We start from the raw sequence: 13598 nt of genomic DNA, 5'->3' as shown, positions 1-13598 counted from the left end.
GCAAGGTAAAGAGCAGCGCATGAGCTTTGATCACGACCTCGCAGTAAGACATTGGACTGGTTTCAAGCGAGATCGCCGAAGCGGCACTGCAGCGCCGTAATGGCGGTCAGGGCGGCGGTTTCGGTGCGCAGCACCCGCGGTCCCAGCAGCATCTCTTTGAAATCTTCCTGCACAGTACGGGCGATCTCGTCGCTGGACAAGCCGCCTTCCGGGCCTATCAGCAGGCGCACGCCATGCTCGGGCACCGGCAGGGTGCTGATGCTGTAGGAGGCGCGCGGGTGCAGGTTGAGCTTGAGCTCCCGGGTCTCTTCCGCCAGCCAGGCATCCAGCTCCATCGGCATACGCACCTCTGGCACCACATTGCGGCCGCACTGCTCGCAGGCGCTGATCACCACCTTTGCCACTGTTCACGCTTCTTCTCCAGCCGATCGGCGGGCAGCTTGACGCCACAGCGTTCGGAAAACAGCGGGGTGATGCAAGTGACGCCGAGCTCCACGGATTTTTGGATGGTGAAGTCCATCTTGTCGCCCCGGCTGATCACCTGGCCCAGGTGGATGGCGAAGGGGGATTCCACCGATTGTGCCTCGCAGCCATCGATGCTGACCTCCACCGACTTCTTGCCGACCTGGACTATGGTGGCGGCGTATTGATTGCCGTCGCCGTTGAACAGCTCGAGCGGCTGGCCCGGCTGCATGCGCAGCACCCGGCCTATATGGTTGGCACCGTCTTCCGACAGGGCGAGGGTCTGGCCTACCTGCAGGGTGGCCGGTTCATAGATACGTGGAATGCGCATGGCTGAGTGTCTGTCTCTTGGCTTGCTCAAGGAGAGGGAAGTTTTCCCTCTCTCCGGTAGATTGGGTTACTGGCACTGCTTTTCAATGAAGGGGTTGGTATTGCCCTGCAGCTTGCCGATGCGGCGGTTGCGCTCGCACTCCCAGCGATCCGCCGGGTACTGCCTGTCCCAGGCTTCGAACAGTTTACGCTGTTGCGCAGCCAGACGCAGCCCATACTGCTGGCCCATGTAGAGGTAGGCGCGGGCGATCTGACCCCGCACCGGCCCCTTGGGCGGCTGCACCTGGCGGGTCTTGAAATCCACCAGCATCTGGCATTTGCCGTACTGATCCGGCTTGCCGTTCCAGTCGGAGAAACGGTAGTTGGCGCGATCGCCGTTCACCTCGCCGATGGCGGGGAAGAGGTTGTGCATGTCCCCCTCCATCTGGTTGAACTCATCGCTCTTGCCGCAGTTCTTGCGCCCCCCCTCTTGCCAGCACTGCAGCTGGTGGCCGAACTCCCAGGCGGGTACCACGTGCTCCCACTCGATGCGGGCGGCGCGAGAGGCCTGCTTGCGCGGCAGGTAGCCGCAGCTCTCCCAGTCGGGGGCCATCTGCTTGCCGCTGAACTTGATGTTGCAGCCGCAATAGAAGGTGGTGGGGTGGCTCTGATAGAGCTTGTTCAGATCCTGCTTGGCGGCGCGAAAGGTCTGGGCCTGCAGGGGCGAGCTGATGAACGGCAGGCTGATGAGCAGGCCGAGGCTGAGAGAGAGCAGAGGGCGAAACATGAAGATCCTTGGCAATGAAACGGTTGGTTGAAGAAGTGCGCACCCTAACACAGGGGCGCGACACAGGCTGGCTCAGTCCGTCACCGGCTCCCTCAGGGGAACCAATGGTTGGCGACAGCGGCGGCAGTGGTAGCGGGCCTCGCCGCGCAGCACCTTGTTGTGGCGGCGGATGGAGAGCCGATGCTGCTGGCAGTCGCAGGCGTAGGCATGGGTGCGCTGGGCCAGCACCGCGAGATCGAAGCTGTGGGTGGTGTTGGGGGCGAGCGCGAACACCTCCCGCATCACCGACTGCCATTGGCGGCCGTGGGGCAGCACCCGGGACTTGCCGCGCCCTTCTCCCCAGAGGGCATAGACCAGCAGGTGCGCCACCTCGTGGGGCACCACCTCGGCCAGAAAGGCCTGCTGGTTGGCCTCATAAAGCGCCGGGTTGAAGCGCAGCTCCCAGGTTTGCAGCCGCGCCGACCCCGCCGCCCGGCCCCGCATGTTGCAGTGGATCTGCGGGCGCGGGAAGGAACGGCCGAGGCGCGCCTCCGCCTGCACGAAGCAGGCGTCGACCCGCTGGTGCAGCAGCTGGAGCAGGGAAGCGTCGAGTTGAGCTCTGGTGGCAGACATCGAGGTCTCGTCGGGTAGCGGATAAGCAAAAGGGGAGCCAGGCTCCCCTTTTATCACAACGGCCAGCCTTACAGACCGGCTGCGTCGCGCAGCAGAGCGGCCTTGTCGGTCTTCTCCCAGGGGAACTCGTCACGGCCGAAGTGGCCGTAGGCGGCGGTCGCCTGGTAGATGGGACGCTTGAGATCCAGCATCTCGATGAGGCCGTAGGGGCGCAGCTCGAAGAACTCGCGCACCAGCTTGACCAGCAGCTCCTCGGCCACCTTGCCGGTGCCGAAGGTCTCGACGCTGATGGAGGTCGGCTCGGCCACGCCGATGGCGTAGGAGACCTGGACTTCACAGCGGGCAGCCAGACCGGCGGCGACTATGTTCTTGGCGACATAGCGGGCGGCGTAGGCGGCGGAACGGTCAACCTTGGACGGATCCTTGCCGGAGAAGGCGCCACCACCGTGACGGGCCATGCCGCCGTAGGTGTCGACGATGATCTTGCGACCGGTCAGACCGCAGTCACCCATGGGGCCGCCGATAACGAAACGGCCGGTCGGGTTGATGAAGTACTTGGTGTCCTTGGTGATCCACTCGGCCGGCAGCACCGGCTTGATGATCTCCTCGCGCACCGCTTCCACCAGATCCTTGTGGCTGATGGAGTCGCAATGCTGGGTAGAGAGCACAACGGCATCCACACCCAGGATCTTGCCTTCGTTGTCGTAGGCGAAGGTGAGCTGGCTCTTGGCATCCGGGCGCAGCCACGGCAGGGTGCCGTTCTTGCGCACTTCGGCTTGACGCTTCACCAGCAGGTGGGAGTAGGTGATGGGGGCGGGCATCAGCACGTCGGTTTCGTTGGTGGCGTAGCCGAACATCAGGCCCTGGTCACCGGCACCCTGCTCCAGCGGATCGGTACGATCGACGCCCTGGTTGATGTCCGGGGACTGCTTGCCGATGGCGTTCAGCACGGCGCAGGAGTCGGCATCGAAGCCCATGTCGGAGTGGGTGTAACCTATCTCGCGCACTGTGTCGCGCACGATCTGCTCGATGTCGACCCAGGCAGAGGTGGTTACTTCACCGGCCACCATCACCATGCCGGTCTTGACCAGGGTCTCGCAGGCGACGCGCGCCTTGGTGTCTTGCACCAGGATGGCGTCCAGCACCGCATCGGAGATCTGGTCGGCGATTTTATCGGGATGGCCTTCGGAGACCGACTCGGAAGTAAACAGCTTTGCCATGATTGGTTCTCGATTCGTATGGGGTTATCGCCTTGGCCATAACCGGAAAATGACGGTATGTCTGTAGAGGTATCTACATCTGGACGTCTATTTTAATTAGGTCACAGGGTGATTGCCAGCACTATTTGGGGTTGGACCCGCCCGGACCAAGGCTGAGGGGGCAACCACCCCGATGGGGGTAAGGGAGGGGGCGGATTGAATCGTTTTCCCGGGCCAGAAAAGCGATTGTGCTCCCAAAGCCACTTTATTCGCCCAGATAATATTTGCACCGCGCCCGCCCTGCTGGGACAATAACGCGCCTTAATCTTGGCCATCAAATGAAGCAATCGCAGGAGATACAGATGCCTTCTCGTAAAGAGCTTGCCAATGCCATTCGCGCATTGAGTATGGATGCCGTTCAAAAAGCCAACTCCGGTCACCCGGGCGCCCCCATGGGAATGGCAGATATCGCCGAAGTGCTGTGGCGTGGTCACCTCAAGCACAACCCGAACAACCCCAAGTGGGCCGACCGTGACCGCTTCGTGCTGTCCAACGGCCACGGCTCCATGCTGCTGTACTCCCTGCTGCATCTCTCCGGTTACGACCTCTCCATCGATGATCTGAAAAACTTCCGCCAACTGCACTCTCGCACCCCGGGTCACCCGGAGTACGGTTATGCCCCTGGCATCGAAACCACCACTGGTCCCCTGGGTCAGGGCATCACCAATGCCGTGGGCATGGCGATCGCCGAGAAGGCCATGGCCGAGCAGTTCAACCAGCCGGGTCACGACATCGTTGACCACTACACCTACGCCTTCATGGGCGACGGCTGCCTGATGGAAGGTATCTCCCACGAGGCTTGCTCCCTGGCAGGTACCCTGCAACTGGGCAAACTGATCGCCTTCTGGGATGACAACGGCATCTCCATCGACGGTCATGTGGAAGGCTGGTTCACCGACGACACCCCCAAGCGTTTCGAAGCCTACGGCTGGCACGTTATCCCGGCTGTTGACGGTCACAACCCGGAAGCCATCAACGCCGCCATCGAAGCCGCCAAGGCCGAGACCGGCAAACCGACCCTGATCTGCTGCCGCACCATCATCGGCTACGGCTCACCGAACAAGTCCGGCTCCCACGATTGCCACGGCTCACCGCTGGGCAACGACGAGATCGCCGCCGCCCGTGCCTTCCTGAAGTGGGATCACGCGCCCTTCGTCATCCCGTCCGAGATCGCCGCCGAGTGGAATGCCCAGGAGAAAGGCACCAAGCTCGAGTCCGACTGGGCTGCCAAGTTCGCCGCCTATGAAGCCGCGCACCCGACCCTGGCTGCCGAATTCAAGCGCCGCACCGTTGGCGAGCTGCCGGCCAACTGGGCCGCTGAATCTGCCAAGATCATTGAGACCCTGCAAGCCAACCCGGCCAAAATCGCGACCCGTAAAGCATCCCAGAACACCCTGGAAGCCTTCGGCAAGCTGCTGCCCGAGTTCATGGGTGGTTCCGCCGATCTGGCCCCGTCCAACCTGACCATGTGGTCCGGCTCCAAGTCTCTGACTCCCGAGAGCGCGGCAGGCAACTACATCCACTACGGCGTGCGCGAGTTCGCCATGTCCGCCATCATGAACGGCATCGCCCTGCACGGTGGTTTCATCCCCTACGGCGCCACCTTCCTGATGTTCATGGAGTACGCCCGCAACGCCCTGCGCATGGCCGCCCTGATGAAGCAGCGCGCCATCTTCGTCTACACCCACGACTCCATCGGTCTGGGTGAAGATGGCCCGACTCACCAGCCGGTCGAGCAGATCGCCTCCCTGCGTCTGACTCCGAACATGAGCACCTGGCGCCCCTGTGACCAGGTAGAGTCCGCCATCGCCTGGAAGCACGCCATCGAGCGTCATGACGGCCCGACCTCCCTGATCTTCTCTCGTCAGAACCTGCCCCAGATGGACCGCACCGCCCAGCAGCTGGCCGATGTGGCCAAGGGTGGCTACGTGCTGAAGGATTGCGCCGGTACCCCGGAGCTGATCCTGATCGCCACCGGTTCCGAAGTGGAGCTGGCCGTTGCCGCCTATGAGCAGCTGACCGCCAAGGGCCGCGCCGTGCGCGTGGTCTCCCTGCCGGCCACCGACGTGTTCGACGCCCAGTCTGCCGAGTACAAAGAGTCCGTCCTGCCGTCCAGCGTCACCAAGCGTGTCGCCATCGAAGCGGGCATCGCCGACTACTGGTACAAGTACGTGGGCTTCGGCGGCAAGATCATCGGCATGACCACCTTCGGTGAGTCTGCACCTGCCGAGCTGCTGTTCAAGGAATTCGGCTTTACCGTGGAAAACGTGGTTGCGACCGCCGAATCCCTGTAATAGCCCCTGTAAGCGCTGAATATTGGGTCGTCTTGGCCCAATAGCCGGAACGATAAAACGCCCTCCATCGCAAGATGGGGGGCGTTTTTTCAATGGCAAATATGCACGCTAGAGGACTCTCTTATTGGTATTTTTGTTATCAACTTGAATAAGTTGATCTATCTCGTCTTTTCTTTTTAATTCACTTCCAAGTTTGGCGCCATATGATACCTTTCTTGGCGGTTGCTACCCCTGTCATGGCATGAAGCACATTCTTGTTCGGTACTTTCCATCGGTCGGGCTGACAACGAGCCTGTTACATGCGTCTGGGTGATGGAGTCAGGAAATAGGGCTGTTCTTGATGGTGACCCGTTTCCGTGCGAATAGTCGTTGATAATAAAAATATCATGTGGCCTATCAGTAAAATGGAGTTTTCCCATGTCTTGTTCCATTGTTATCAACCCTTCGGCAAAAAAGCTGCAGGTCAATAAAGACAGTTATGATCTGGATAAAATATCCAATGTACAAGTCAAGGTTATTTCCTGGAAAGACAAAATACTCAATATGATCATGCTGGGTGCCATTGCCTCCAGCTTATTGTTTATATTTGTCCCAACGGATGAAAATGGTCAGGTCATCACGTGGTTGCTGCCTGCCATTGCATTCGTGGTGGGGGCATGTTTGGCGCTGGTGATGAGCATGAGATATGAATTCAGGTTGGAGTTCAGACATTCTGATGAGGTGGGTGTGCAGTGGTTTACCGCCGCAAAGAGCAGAGCCGCAGGTGACTATCAGATGTTCAAGGAGCGGGAAGCTGAGCTTAAGCGCCACCTTGGATAACGACGTCTCTGTTTAAAATAGAGAGAACTTAAGGCTGTATTTTATTAGCGCTTACAAGACAACGATTTATTCCAGACTAGGTTGAATACAGCAGGGCCCTGAAATACCTATTTCAGGGCCCTGTTTGTTAATCAGTGAATTAGCACTGGGGCGGGGTACTTTCCGCATTGGAGAGTACGGCATCCATCTGGATCAGGGCGCCGGCGGGCAGCTCGCTCACGCCGATAACGGTGCGGGCGGGCAGATAGCTCGGGAAGTATTTGGTGTAGATGGCGTTTACTGCGTCCAGATCCTCGATGTTCTTCACCTGGATATTGACCTTGACGATATCGTCCATCACATGGCCGATGCTCTCCACTATGGTCTTGATATGGCCGAGGCACTGGGCAGTCTGCTCACGGATACAGCCGGTCAGCACCTTGCCGGTGGCCATGTCGATCGGCAGCTGCGCGGTCAGATGGTTGTAGTGGGAGAAGGCGACGCTCTGGCAATGGAGCGGGCTGCGCGGTGCCTCGTCGGTATTGCGGGCGCGGATCACCAGGTTGTGTCTGTCTTCCACCAGCTGGGGCGGGGTGCCGTCACCGTGGGAGATGACCGCATCCATCTGCACCCGGGCACCCAGCGGCAGGGCAGAGGCCACGATCAGGCTGCGGGCAGGCAGATAGGCGGCGGCGCGGGCGATGGCGGAGTCGGGGAAGAAAGTTGTGTAAACCTCGTTGACAGCCTCCAGATCCGTGAGGCTGGTCAGGTAGACGGTCACTTTGACGATGTCGTCAAAGGGCACATCTATGCTCTCCAGCACGTTTTTGATATTGCGCAGGCACTGGGCCGCCTGCTCCTGGATGCCACCGGCAACCAGCTGGCCGGTGGCGGCATCCACCGGCAGCTGGGCGCCGATGTTGTTGTAGTGGGAGAAGGCCACCGTATGGGTCGAGAGGGGATCGGCCGGTGCCCGGCAACTGTTTCGGGCGAGCTTGATAAGGGGGCAGGGGGCTTGCGGGAAGGTGCCCTCCCCGTTGGAAAGCAGGGCGTCCATCTGAATGGCGGCGCCGAGCGGCAGACCGGCCACCGCCAGCACGGTACGGGTCGGCAGGTTGCGGGGGAAGAATTCGCGATAAACGGCGTTGACCGCCTCCAGATCCCCCATGTTCTTGAGGAAGAGGGTCACTTTCACCATGTCGTCCATGACGTGGCCGATGCTCTCGACTATGGCCTGGATATTGGTCAGGCACTGTCTGGCCTGCGCCTGGATATCGCCACTCACCAGCTTGCCTGTCCTGGGATCGACCGGCAGCTGGGCGGCAATATTGTTGTAATGGGAGAAGGCCACGCTCTGGGTGTAGGGGCCCAGATCCTGGGGGGCATGGGGGGTATTTCTTGCAGCCTTGATGATGGTGCCACTCATAGGATATTCCTCTTCTTGCTATTCGTTGTTATCGCAGGGTATGGGCCATCCCATTCGATCGCGCTCCTCCATACCCGACAAGGCAGATCCGGTATGGCAATCGATGGCCCGTTGCCACATATAGAAGGGCGTCGGGTCCTCGATGATCACTGTCAATCCGCGCCCGAGAGGGAGTGGATAAAGGAGGCTGGAACAGGGTGAAATATCTCAGACAGGGGGATTCTATGAGTGGCCAAGGGGGGAGGGCAAACCGGGATCTCGTTTTTATGCGTTGGCTCAACGCACTGAAATATAGTCCCGTTGCGATTCAATTCAGGGAATAAATGCCCTGCTGATGGTGTAATCAGCCCCATTTTTCGGAGGATCAGCCTGATACGGGGGCTCACTCCCGCCAGAGGGGGAGCCAGGCTGTGAACCACAGGTTAATCAGCGGTGACGCCGTGCAGTTAATTCAATTGTTCATGCATGGATATGTATTTTATGCACGGACGATGGGGCTGTTATGGCGATTGAAAATATGCTAGCCATGTTCGGCAAGAATATGAATGGCGATATGGCTGGCATATCATGCAATATATTTGCATGGGAAAGTCATGCGGGCCATGAAATAGCGCCATGGCGCAATCTCTGGGGTGATTTTTTATCTGGCCTCATAGACCCGAAGCATGCCATGGCAGCACCGCCACTGCGCCTCTGGGCTGAGGCGGCAGATCCTGGGGCGAGACGCCCTGATTTGCGATCGGCACCTGGCTGGCGACGGGCCGGCGATGGAGCAAAGGAAGATGAAGATGGAGTACGAAAATATAGCTGCGGCAGAGATCCCCTTCGCCTTGTTGCTGGAGGCGGATCCCTCAGAGAAGCGGATAAGGTCATACCTCCCAGGGGCCTGGTGTTTTGCCGCCCGGGCCCAGGGCATCCTGGTCGGGGTCTGCATCGCCAGAGCCCTGAGCCCGGGGACGGCCGAAATTTTCAATGTCGCCGTGAGGCCGGATCACCAGCGCCGGGGTATAGGCTCCGGTCTGCTGCGCCATGTGCTGACCGAGCTTGCGGCCCGCGGCATCAGGCGGGTGGAGCTGGGTACGGGCACCTTTGGTTATCCGCTCACCTGTTATCAGCGCCTCGGTTTTAGGGTGGATGCCGTGGTGAAGGATCACTTCCTGCACCACTACCCCGACCCCATTTTCGAGAGCGGCATCCAGCACAAGGACATGCTGCGACTCTCTCTCACCCTTGAGGCTGGCGCTTGGGAGTGGGAGAGTGAGCGCTGACCACAGGGCGAGCCGCCCGACGCTAACCACGCCCGCCAGGGCAGGATGGAATCAATGAGAGTTGAAGCAGAGCAGCTGGAAGCCAAGGGGGTCGCAGCGCAGCAGATAGGACAGATAGAGTAGATAGGACAGATAGAGCAAATAGTGCAGACGCAGCTGGATGCCTATAACAGCAAGGATGTGGCGGCCTGGCTGGCCACCTATGCCGATGATGCTGCCCAGTACAGCCTGGAGGGGGAGATCATCGCCCGGGACAAGGCGCAGATGGCGGCGAACATGGTCTCGCGCTTCGCAGAGCCGGATCTGCATGCGACCCTGCTCTCTCGCCACAGTTATGACAATGTGGTCATCGACCATGAGCGCGTCACCCGCAACTTCCCGGAGGGGCCAGGCACCATAGAGATGCTCTGCATCTATCTCATAGAGCAGGGTCTGATCGCCAGAGCCAGCTTCAAGCTGTTCAACAAGCGGCTTACCCCCCGCTGATCTGCCTTTGCCACCCCAATGCACAAATGCCGCCCAGGGGCGGCATTTGTTTGAGCACGTGATTGCTCAGGGGCTAATGGCGCAGGTATTCAGACGCTCAGGCGGGGTAGAGGGCGCCGAGCACGGCGGGGCGGCTGGCGCCGGTCACCGCAGGCAGGTTGCCGGGCTGGCGCGTCATAAACCGCTGTGCCAGCCAGGCAAAGGCCGCTCCTTCCACCCAGTCCGGGGCTAGCCCCAGTGCCGCCGTGCTTTCAAGGCGCCAGCGGGGCAGCAGGGCGGCGAGCTCCGCCAGCAGGGGGCCGTTGTGGGCGCCGCCGCCGCAGACGAAGAGCTCTGGCCTGGTTTGCGTCTCATCCACCGCAGGCAGCTGGCGGGCTATGCTGTGGCAGCTGAGCGCTTGCAGGGTGCGCTGCACATCAACGGGGGCGTATGCCGTGCCTGCCAGCTCGCCGTCGAGCCACTCCAGGGTGAACATCTCCCGCCCCGTGCTCTTAGGATAGGGGGCGACGAAGTAGGGATGAGCCAGCAGTTTTTCGAGCAGCGCGGGCACAAGCTGGCCGCTGGCCGCCCATTGGCCACCGGCGTCGTAGCTGCCGCCCTGGGGGTGATGGCGGCGATACCAGCCATCGAGCAGGGTATTGGCGGGGCCGGTATCGAAGCCATAGACGCCGCTCGCCTTGCCAGGCAGCACAGAGATATTGGCGATGCCGCCGAGGTTCAGCACCACCCGAAGGGCATGGGGTTTGGCAAAAATCGCCTGATGGAAGGCGGGCACCAGGGGCGCCCCTTGACCGCCGAGGGCCATGTCCAGGGTACGAAAGTCACTGATGACGTCGATGCCGGTCAAGGCAGCCAAGAGGGCGCTATTGCCTATTTGCAGGGTAAAGCCGAGCTGGGGGCGGTGGCGCACTGTCTGGCCGTGGGAGCCGATGGCGCGGATATCCTTGGGCTCAAGCCCCGCCTTGGCAAGCAGTGCCAGGGTGGCGGCGGCAAATTCCTGCGCCACTCGATTGTCGGCCACCCCCATGCGGTCTATCTCGTTCTCCCCCAGGGTGCAGAGGGCGTGGAGCTCGCGCGCCGTTGCCTCTGGCCAGGGGTGGCAGAGCGCCGCTTCGACCCTCAGTTCATCCCCCTCGATCATCACCAGCACGGCGTCGATCCCATCCATGCTGGTACCCGACATCAATCCGATATAGCGCTCGCTCATGGCTTCTCCTTGTTCGCTATTCATTACCGCCAATGGGGCGAGCCTTAGCTGCCGTTGCTGTCCCGCTTGTTCTGGGCCAGTTGCAGATCCGTGCTGTCGAGCTTGGCCAGCTGTGGCCTAGCCTGCGCCTTGAAGCTGGCCAGCGCCCGCCCGGTGAGGGTCTCGGCCTGGGGCAGGGTGAGGGTGCGCGGGTTCTTGTGCACGCCGCCCACCACGAATTCATAGTGCAGATGCGGGCCTGTGACGCGGCCCGTGCCCCCCAGCAGGCCTATGGTCTGCCCCTGTTTCACCCGCTGGCCCTTGTTCACTGTGCGCTTGGAGAGGTGCAGGTACTTGGTCACGTAGTTGCCGGCGTGCTTGATGAAGACATAGTTGCCGTTGAACTGGTTGTAACCTGCGGCCACCACGCTGCCTGAGCCCGCCGCCATGATGGGGGTGCCGACGGGGGCCACGTAGTCGATGCCGTTGTGGGGGCGCACCTTGCCGGTGACAGGGTGCAGGCGACGCGGATTGAAGTTGGAACTGATGTATTTGAAGTTGACCGGGGCGCGCAGGAAGCTCTTGCGCATCGCCTTGCCTTCCGGGGTGTAGTAGTTGCCATCCTGGTTCAGCACGGCGCGATAGATGGCCCCCTGGTTGATGAACTCGGCGGCCAGGATGTCGCCGGAGGCCACCCGCTCGTCATCCTGATACTTGTCCTGATAGACCACCCGAAAGCTGTCCCCCGGCTGCAGGTCCTGGGCAAAATCGATGTCCCAGCCGAAGATGGCGGCCAAGTCCATGATCTGATCTTCCGTCATGCCCGCCTCGCTGGCGGCGCCCCAGAAGCTGGATCGGATCTCACCCTTCGCCACCTGCTCGTGGGTGTCGAGCTCGAGGCGCACCGGTCTGGCCACGAAGCTGTCGTCCTTGCGGCTCACCTTGAGCGCCTGCTCCAGGCTGTGGGGGTAATAGAGGCTGTGCAGCTCGCCCTGTTCGGTGAGCTTGAAGGTGAGCTCCTGTCCCGGCTGCAGCATGCGCAGGGGATCACTGCCGTCGAGCTGATCGATGAGGTGCAGATCCGTGGTATTGAGCCCGATGCGCTGGAAGATGACCCCCATGTTGTCGCCACGGCGCACCTTCACCTGCTTGGTGATGTAGCGCGGCTTGGGCGGGGTGAGGGGCTGCGCGGCTTCGAGTTCATCGGTTGCGGCGGCCGCGTCGGCGGGCTGGTGCAGGGCAAGTTCGTTGCCGTTGTCATCGACCCGGGTGGCGACGGCCTGTTCGCTTGGCCAGGCTGCCAGCATCATCACCAGAATGCTCAGAATAAGCACCATCTTGCGGTGCCAGGTAGGAAGAGAGTTGAAGGCGTGCCAAATGACCATGAGAAGCTGACGAAGTTGAACCCAGAAGAAGGTCGGAGTTTACCGCCTTTCCAATTGGCCTGCCATTCCAGTAATATGTCTGGCCCTGTGGAATCGTGATTGGAGAGTCAAAAAATGTCCCAGCTCGAGGTGGCGCTAGCCGAGATCAAGCGCGGAGCGGAAGAAATTCTGGTTGAAGAAGAACTTGTCGCCAAGTTGAAGGAAGGGCGCCCGCTGCGCATCAAGCTGGGGATGGACCCGACGGCTCCGGACATTCACCTGGGTCACACAGTGATCCTCAACAAGCTGAAGACCTTCCAGGATCTGGGCCACGAGATCATCCTGCTGATCGGCGACTTCACCGCCATGGTGGGCGACCCGTCCGGCAAGAACAGCACCCGCCCGCCGCTCTCCGAAGAGGCCATCAAGCACAACGCCCTCACCTATGCGGAGCAGGCGTTCAAGATCCTGGATCCCGCCAAGACCCGCATCGAGTACAACTCCAGCTGGCTGGGTGAGCTGGGCGCCACCGGCATGATCAAGCTGGCGGCCAAGCAGACAGTGGCCCGCATGATGGAGCGTGACGACTTCAAGAAGCGCTATTCCGGCGGCCAGTCCATCGCCATTCACGAATTCCTCTATCCGCTGCTGCAAGGCTATGACTCGGTCGCGCTGAAGGCGGACGTCGAGCTCGGCGGTACCGATCAGAAGTTCAACCTGCTGATGGGCCGCGAGCTGCAAAAAGATGCCGGCATGGCCGCCCAGTGCGTGCTGATGATGCCACTGCTGGTGGGCCTGGACGGCGTCAAGAAGATGTCCAAGTCCGCCGCCAACTACATAGGCGTGCACGATGCCCCGGGGGAGATGTTCGGCAAGATCATGTCCATCACCGACACCCTGATGTGGAACTACTACGAGCTGCTCTCCTCCCGCCCGCTGGCGGACATCGAAGGCTTCAAGGCCGGCATCGAAGCCGGGACCCTGAACCCGCGCGATGTGAAGATCTGGCTGGCCAAGGAGATCATCACCCGCTACCACGATGAAGCGGCGGCGGAAGCGGCCCACGAAGACTTCACCCAGCGCTTCTCCAAGAACGCCATCCCGGACGAGATGCCGGAAGTCGAACTGGCCCTGGAAGGGGACGGCCTGGCCATCGCCAACCTGCTCAAAGACGCCGGTCTGGTGGAGACCACCTCCGAAGCGCTGCGGATGATCAAGCAGGGCGCGGTCAAGGTGGATGGCGACAAGCTGGACGATGGCAAGGCGCTGATCGCTGCCGGCACCGCCGTCTATCAGGTCGGCAAGCGCAAGTTTGCCCGGGTGACCGTCAAGTAAGCGCGACGCCCT

At 61.0% G+C, this 13598-nt stretch carries 11 protein-coding genes and 1 pseudogene; 5 read left to right on the top strand and 7 right to left on the bottom strand.

Features of this window, described 5'->3' with window-relative positions; translation table 11 throughout:
- Positions 1 to 62: 62 nt before the first annotated feature.
- The 4 genes and pseudogenes from rsmE to metK form a co-directional block, all read right to left on the bottom strand.
- Positions 63 to 793 (bottom strand): annotated as a pseudogene (gene rsmE / locus ACF2JD_RS03580) (16S rRNA (uracil(1498)-N(3))-methyltransferase).
- A gap of 66 nt (positions 794 to 859) precedes the next feature.
- Positions 860 to 1558 carry an endonuclease gene (locus ACF2JD_RS03575; protein WP_440986779.1) on the bottom strand — a complete coding sequence of 233 codons (699 nt, stop codon included), beginning with the start codon at positions 1556 to 1558 and terminating at the stop codon, positions 860 to 862.
- Positions 1559 to 1630: 72 nt separating this feature from the next.
- Positions 1631 to 2170 (bottom strand): SprT family zinc-dependent metalloprotease, encoded by a 540-nt coding sequence (locus ACF2JD_RS03570; RefSeq protein ID WP_440986778.1) that lies wholly within the window; start codon positions 2168 to 2170, stop codon positions 1631 to 1633.
- 68 nt (positions 2171 to 2238) lie between these two features.
- Positions 2239 to 3390 (bottom strand): methionine adenosyltransferase, encoded by a 1152-nt coding sequence (metK, locus tag ACF2JD_RS03565; RefSeq protein ID WP_025326202.1) that lies wholly within the window; start codon positions 3388 to 3390, stop codon positions 2239 to 2241.
- 341 nt (positions 3391 to 3731) lie between these two features.
- On the opposite strand from metK, the gene tkt reads away from it, so the two are divergent.
- Both tkt and ACF2JD_RS03555 read left to right on the top strand, forming a co-directional pair.
- Positions 3732 to 5723, top strand: a complete 1992-nt coding sequence (gene tkt / locus ACF2JD_RS03560; protein ID WP_440986777.1) for a transketolase — start codon at positions 3732 to 3734, stop codon at positions 5721 to 5723.
- 417 nt (positions 5724 to 6140) lie between these two features.
- Complete coding sequence (locus ACF2JD_RS03555; protein ID WP_440986776.1) at positions 6141 to 6542, top strand: hypothetical protein; 402 nt, start codon at positions 6141 to 6143, stop codon at positions 6540 to 6542.
- A gap of 139 nt (positions 6543 to 6681) precedes the next feature.
- Here ACF2JD_RS03555 and ACF2JD_RS03550 read toward each other — a convergent pair whose 3' ends face one another.
- Complete coding sequence (locus ACF2JD_RS03550; protein ID WP_440986775.1) at positions 6682 to 7947, bottom strand: Rid family detoxifying hydrolase; 1266 nt, start codon at positions 7945 to 7947, stop codon at positions 6682 to 6684.
- Between the two features lie 788 nt (positions 7948 to 8735).
- Here ACF2JD_RS03550 and ACF2JD_RS03545 point away from each other — a divergent pair.
- Together ACF2JD_RS03545 and ACF2JD_RS03540 are read left to right on the top strand one after the other, a co-directional pair.
- Positions 8736 to 9215 (top strand): GNAT family N-acetyltransferase, encoded by a 480-nt coding sequence (locus ACF2JD_RS03545; protein WP_440986774.1) that lies wholly within the window; start codon positions 8736 to 8738, stop codon positions 9213 to 9215.
- 144 nt (positions 9216 to 9359) lie between these two features.
- The gene (locus tag ACF2JD_RS03540; protein ID WP_440986773.1) at positions 9360 to 9701 is read left to right on the top strand and encodes a nuclear transport factor 2 family protein; all 342 of its coding nucleotides are present in this window, start codon (positions 9360 to 9362) and stop codon (positions 9699 to 9701) included.
- 97 nt (positions 9702 to 9798) lie between these two features.
- Here ACF2JD_RS03540 and ACF2JD_RS03535 read toward each other — a convergent pair whose 3' ends face one another.
- Both ACF2JD_RS03535 and ACF2JD_RS03530 read right to left on the bottom strand, forming a co-directional pair.
- Positions 9799 to 10908: an anhydro-N-acetylmuramic acid kinase gene (locus ACF2JD_RS03535; protein ID WP_440986772.1), complete on the bottom strand. Its 1110-nt coding sequence runs from the start codon at positions 10906 to 10908 to the stop codon at positions 9799 to 9801.
- A 44-nt stretch (positions 10909 to 10952) separates the two neighbouring features.
- Complete coding sequence (locus ACF2JD_RS03530) at positions 10953 to 12272, bottom strand: peptidoglycan DD-metalloendopeptidase family protein (protein WP_440986771.1); 1320 nt, start codon at positions 12270 to 12272, stop codon at positions 10953 to 10955.
- A 114-nt stretch (positions 12273 to 12386) separates the two neighbouring features.
- Between ACF2JD_RS03530 and tyrS the strand changes: the two genes are divergently transcribed.
- Positions 12387 to 13586: a tyrosine--tRNA ligase gene (gene tyrS, locus ACF2JD_RS03525; RefSeq protein WP_139744202.1), complete on the top strand. Its 1200-nt coding sequence runs from the start codon at positions 12387 to 12389 to the stop codon at positions 13584 to 13586.
- The last annotated feature ends 12 nt before the right edge of the window (positions 13587 to 13598 follow it).

This window comes from Aeromonas ichthyocola (assembly GCF_046087985.1).
In the GTDB taxonomy this organism is placed as follows: domain Bacteria; phylum Pseudomonadota; class Gammaproteobacteria; order Enterobacterales; family Aeromonadaceae; genus Aeromonas; species Aeromonas rivipollensis.
This window is presented reverse-complemented; position numbering and strand designations above follow the sequence as displayed.